The organism is Flavobacteriales bacterium, from assembly GCA_013001705.1.
In the GTDB taxonomy this organism is placed as follows: domain Bacteria; phylum Bacteroidota; class Bacteroidia; order Flavobacteriales_D; family JABDKJ01; genus JABDLZ01.
Genome location: JABDLZ010000193.1, coordinates 1 through 4,990 on the forward strand (window position 1 = coordinate 1; position 4,990 = coordinate 4,990).

The window sequence follows — 4,990 nt, forward strand, 5'->3', positions numbered from 1 at the left end:
TCACTAATCCTTCCGCCAAGTATGAGGCTTCAGGTACCTCAGGGATCCTCAATATCGTATTGAAAAAGGATGAGAAAGAAGGATTGAATGGATCTATTTCGCTCAATACTGGAATTCCGGACAATCACAGTGTGGGAGTGAGTCTGAACCGAAGGACGCAGAAGTTCAACCTCTTCACCCAGATAGGAGTGGGGTATCGTTCTCTTCCTCGATTCTCTGACAATATCAATCTGGATAAGAATGCAGGTACAAGGATACTGAGCGAAGGAGAGTCCTTCCGTAATGAGACATTCTACAATATCACTCTCGGTACGGACTATCATATCAATGAGAACAATGTGCTGACCTTATCAGGCCGCTATGCCTTTGAGAAGGAGGACAATCCTGCAGAGACCATCTTCCGCGAAGAAGATAGCACCGGGCAGTTGTTGAACGCATCGACCCGAAATGAGGACACACAGGCGGATAATCCCAAGTGGCGATTCGACCTGCAGTACAAGAAGCAATTCACCGATCATGAGGATCATACCTTGCAGATGAGCGCTTTGGGAAACTACTTCCAGAAAGATCAAAGTTCTGTCTTCAGCAATATCCCTTCGGAAGGAGTGAGTCTCTCCAATGAGCAGTTGAGCGCCACGGACTTTGGTCGAACGGACTATACCTTCAAGCTGGACTATACCCGGCCGATAGATGAGGGATTCGAGTTAGAGACAGGTGCGCAGTATGACATCAATAACGTGGGCAATGACTATGCTGTGAGTGATCTTATAGGTGGGGAATATGTGATCAATAGTGACTTCACCAATGATTTCGATTTCGATCAGAAGGTACTCGGAGCCTATGCCACAGGGGCATACGAAGGACAGAAGGTCGGAGTCAAAGTAGGATTGCGGGTAGAAGACACGGAGCTGAATACCCTATTGGCTGCGACAAATGAGAAGAATGATCAGCACTATACCAGCTTTTTCCCAAGTTTCCACAGTTCATACAAGTTCACTGATAATCTATCATTCCAGGTAGGTTATTCCAGGCGGATAAGAAGACCCAGACTGTGGGACCTCAATCCATTCTTCAACATCACCAACAACTTCAATATCTGGACGGGTAACCCGAATCTGCAACCGGAATTCACAGATAGCTATGAGCTTACGAGTGTCTATATCAGGCAGAAGACCAGCCTGAGTGCCAGTCTGTACTACCGATATACGACCGATGTGGTAGAGAGGGTGTCCATATTCGAGAATAATGTGAATACCACTACTCCACTCAATATCGGGACCAGTGCTACTGCCGGCTTGGAGATCACGGGAAAGTATTCAGTCGATCGTAGGTTGACGATCAACGGTGATCTTAATCTGAACCGTTTCGTTCGGGAAGGTCGATTCCAGGATACGGATTTCGATTTCGATGGTCAACAGTGGTCGGGTAGACTAACAGCCAAATTCAAATTCTCCAAGGATCTCGAATTCGAGATGACAGGAAATTATCGTTCAAGATTCAAGACGGTACAAGGGGAGCGATCCGCCTCACCTTCCCTGGATATGGGAATCCGACAGAAGATGCTCAATGGTAAGATAGTGGCCAATATAGGGGTACGCGACCTCTTCAGAAGTAGGATCTTTGAGAACATAATCGACCAGGAAGAGTTCTATCTATATTCTTGGAGTCAGCGAGGCCGCTTCATCACCTTTGGTCTGAGCTATGGATTCGGCAAGGGAGAGGCTATGACCTACTCAGGAGGTAGGAGACGCTGAGGGATAGACCTCGGATATGAAATTCAGGCAGTTCGGAGTTACTCACTCGACCATGGAGAATAGGCTCGCTGATAGTTCTGAGAATTTTGGAGTCTTCATTCTTTCAGCTGCCTTAGATTACTTCTCGCTTCCTTGCTGAAGGGGCATAGTGATCTATGTATGATTCTAATCCCGAAAGGTATGCATTACACCATGATTTGAGGGGTTTTAGCTACTGTAGATGAGCCTTAAAGAATTCAATGGTACGAGACCATGATAGAGTAGCAGCTGCTTCATCATATCTAGGGGTAGTGTTATTATGAAATCCGTGATTGACATTGGGGTAGACATGTGCTGTATATTTTATTCCCTCTGCTTTTAGCACCGCTTCAAAAGCATGCCAGCCTTGATTCACTCTTTCATCCAATTCGGCAAATTGCAGCAACAGCGGTGCCTGTATCTTTTCGGCCTCTTCATCAGATGGTTGTTTTCCATAATAAGGAACCGCGGCCCCCAGATCTGGAATCTTCACCGCCATCATATTTGAGATCCAACCCCCAAAACAAAAACCAACAACTCCGATCTTTCCATTGCAATCAACGTGGTCTTTAAGAAAGTCATAGGCCGCTATGAAGTCCTCGAGCATTTCATACTTGTCACGCTGTTCTTGTAAGGCACGACCATCATCATCGTTGCCCGGATAACCTCCAAGAGGACTAAGAGCATCAGGAGCCAAACTGATAAATCCTTCTATGGCTGTTCTTCTGCACACATCTTCGATATATGGATTCAGCCCTCTGTTCTCATGTACCACGACCACACCGGGTAATTGGGCATCAATGCCCTTAGGTTTTGACAGTAGCCCTTTAATAGATCCCCCTCCACTAGGTGAGTCATATTGAATGTATTCTGAATCTATTCTGGGGTCGTTCTGTTCAACGGTGACCGAATCTCTATAATTGGGAGATATATGGCTCAGCAAGGAACTAACGGTCAGCCCACCTACTGCATAAAGAGATAGTTTTTTAATGAATTCGCCTCGGTCGATCCTATTGTGGGCATAATCATCATATAGGTCGAATACCTCTTGGCTGATGTCTTCTTTCCTTAGGGTCTTCATGATTCACTCTTTATCGGCTGTGACTTTCATTTTGATTCGGTTTCGAGCTGGTTGTAACTCATGGTACCTCTTGTGTAATTCTCTCCTCTAAATCTAGCTTTAAGTTTTATTTTTCCGATCCTGAAAGCCTGTTATTCTCAGAACAGTTAAATCATCGAACATGAAACTCAAGTATCTCCTATTCATCCTTTTAGTTATGTCTACTTCTGACTTCCTAGCTCAGAAGAAAAAGGACAAAGACAATGATGCCAATTCATATTGGCTGAAATCGGATCAGCTCAGCGGGCTGAAATTCAGAAGTATAGGGCCAGCATTGACCTCAGGAAGGGTATCGGATATAGCCGTCAATCCCAATAATTTCAATGAATATTATGTAGCTGTCGCCTCGGGTGGGGTTTGGAAGACTACCAATCATGGGGTCAGTTTCCAACCGATATTCGATCAGGAAGGGTCTTATTCTGTGGGATGTGTGACCATAGACCCGAATCAGTCCTCTACCATCTGGGTGGGCACCGGAGAGAATAATAACCAACGTTCTGTGGCCTATGGTGATGGCGTATATCGATCCATCGATGGAGGAAAGTCATGGGAGAATATGGGGCTGAAGGAATCCGAGCATATTTCAAAGATCATTGTCGACCCAAGGAATTCGGATGTCATCTATGTGGCGGCCTATGGTCCACTCTGGTCGGATGGAAGTGATCGTGGCATTTATAAGTCCATAGATGGAGGTGAGAATTGGGAACTCATCCATTCTGTCTCGGATAAGACTGGAGCAGCGGATCTGATCATGGATCCAGTGGATCCTGACATTCTGTACGCGTCATTCCACCAACGGAGGCGACATGTGTTCACTTACATCGGAGGAGGACCGGAGAGTACTATTTTCAAGACGACTGATGGAGGCAAGAACTGGAAGGAATCTATAAGTGGATTACCTGAAGGCCAAATGGGACGCATAGGTCTGGCTGTCTCTCCAGCGGATGCCAATGTGGTCTATGCCATCATAGAAGCAGAAGGAGATAAGGGTGGGTTCTTCCGTTCGACCAATAAAGGGGCGACTTGGGAAAAGCGCAGCAAATACAAGACTTCGGGCAACTATTATCAAGAGATCATCTGTGATCCTCACGATGTAGATAAGGTATTCAGTATGGCTACCTGGTTGCATCACACGGAGAATGGAGGAAAGACTTTTGTGGAAACAGGAGAGGACAAAAAACACGTAGATAATCACTGCATCTGGATAAACCCGACTAACACCGATCATTGGATCGTGGGTTGTGATGGCGGGATCTATGAGACCTATGATCATGCTTCCACTTGGGAGTACAAGGCCAATCTGCCCATTACACAGTTCTACAAAGTGTCGATCGATTATGATACCCCTTTCTACAATGTATTCGGTGGTACACAGGACAATAATTCCCAGGCAGGCCCATCCAGGACCATCAATAATGCCGGTATACTGAATTCAGATTGGTACATCACTGTAGGTGGAGATGGTTACGAGACACAGGTCGATCCTACAGATCCCAATATCATCTATTCTCAATGGCAGTATGGTGGCCTGATACGTTATGACCGTCAGTCGGGTGAAAGGATAGGTATCAAGCCACAACCTGGTAAAGATGAAGAGGCTTTTCGATGGAATTGGGATTCGCCTTTGTTGATCTCACCGCACGATCCTAAGACCTTATTCTTCTGTGCCAATAAGGTCTTCAAGACAGAAGATCGAGGAAACACCTGGAAGACCATCTCTCCAGACCTCACCAGGCAGATCGACAGGAACAAGTTGAAAGTGATGGGAGAGGTGCAGTCTCCGGATGTGGTCATGAAGAATAAGTCGACCACTATCTATGGGAATATCGTAGCCTTTGACCAATCCCCGATAAATGCAGACCTGCTCTATGCAGGTACTGACGATGGCCTGATCCAAGTTTCAGAGGATGGTGGTGTTACTTGGAATAAGAAGGAGACCTTCAAAGGTGTTCCTTCACTGACCTATGTGAATATGCTATGGGCTTCTCAGCACGATGAGGATCTGGTCTATGCTGTATTCAACAATCATAAACGTGGCGACTTCAGACCATACATTATGAAAAGCATGGATCGAGGAAATACTTGGTCTGCGCTGCAG

Annotated in this window: 3 protein-coding genes; 2 read left to right on the forward strand and 1 reads right to left on the reverse strand. The window is 45.9% G+C overall.

All coding sequences use genetic code 11. The features are described from left to right. Window positions 1–1,754 (forward strand): TonB-dependent receptor (locus tag HKN79_07850; protein ID NNC83474.1); only part of this gene is annotated, 1,754 nt, incomplete at its 5' end. A 211-nt stretch (window positions 1,755–1,965) separates the two neighbouring features. Here the strand turns inward: HKN79_07850 and HKN79_07855 are convergent. After that, the gene (locus HKN79_07855; GenBank protein NNC83475.1) at window positions 1,966–2,853 is read right to left on the reverse strand and encodes a dienelactone hydrolase family protein; all 888 of its coding nucleotides are present in this window, start codon (window positions 2,851–2,853) and stop codon (window positions 1,966–1,968) included. Window positions 2,854–3,049: 196 nt separating this feature from the next. Here HKN79_07855 and HKN79_07860 point away from each other — a divergent pair. Beyond that, a partial coding sequence (locus HKN79_07860; protein ID NNC83476.1) for a glycosyl hydrolase occupies window positions 3,050–4,990 on the forward strand: 1,941 nt, incomplete at its 3' end.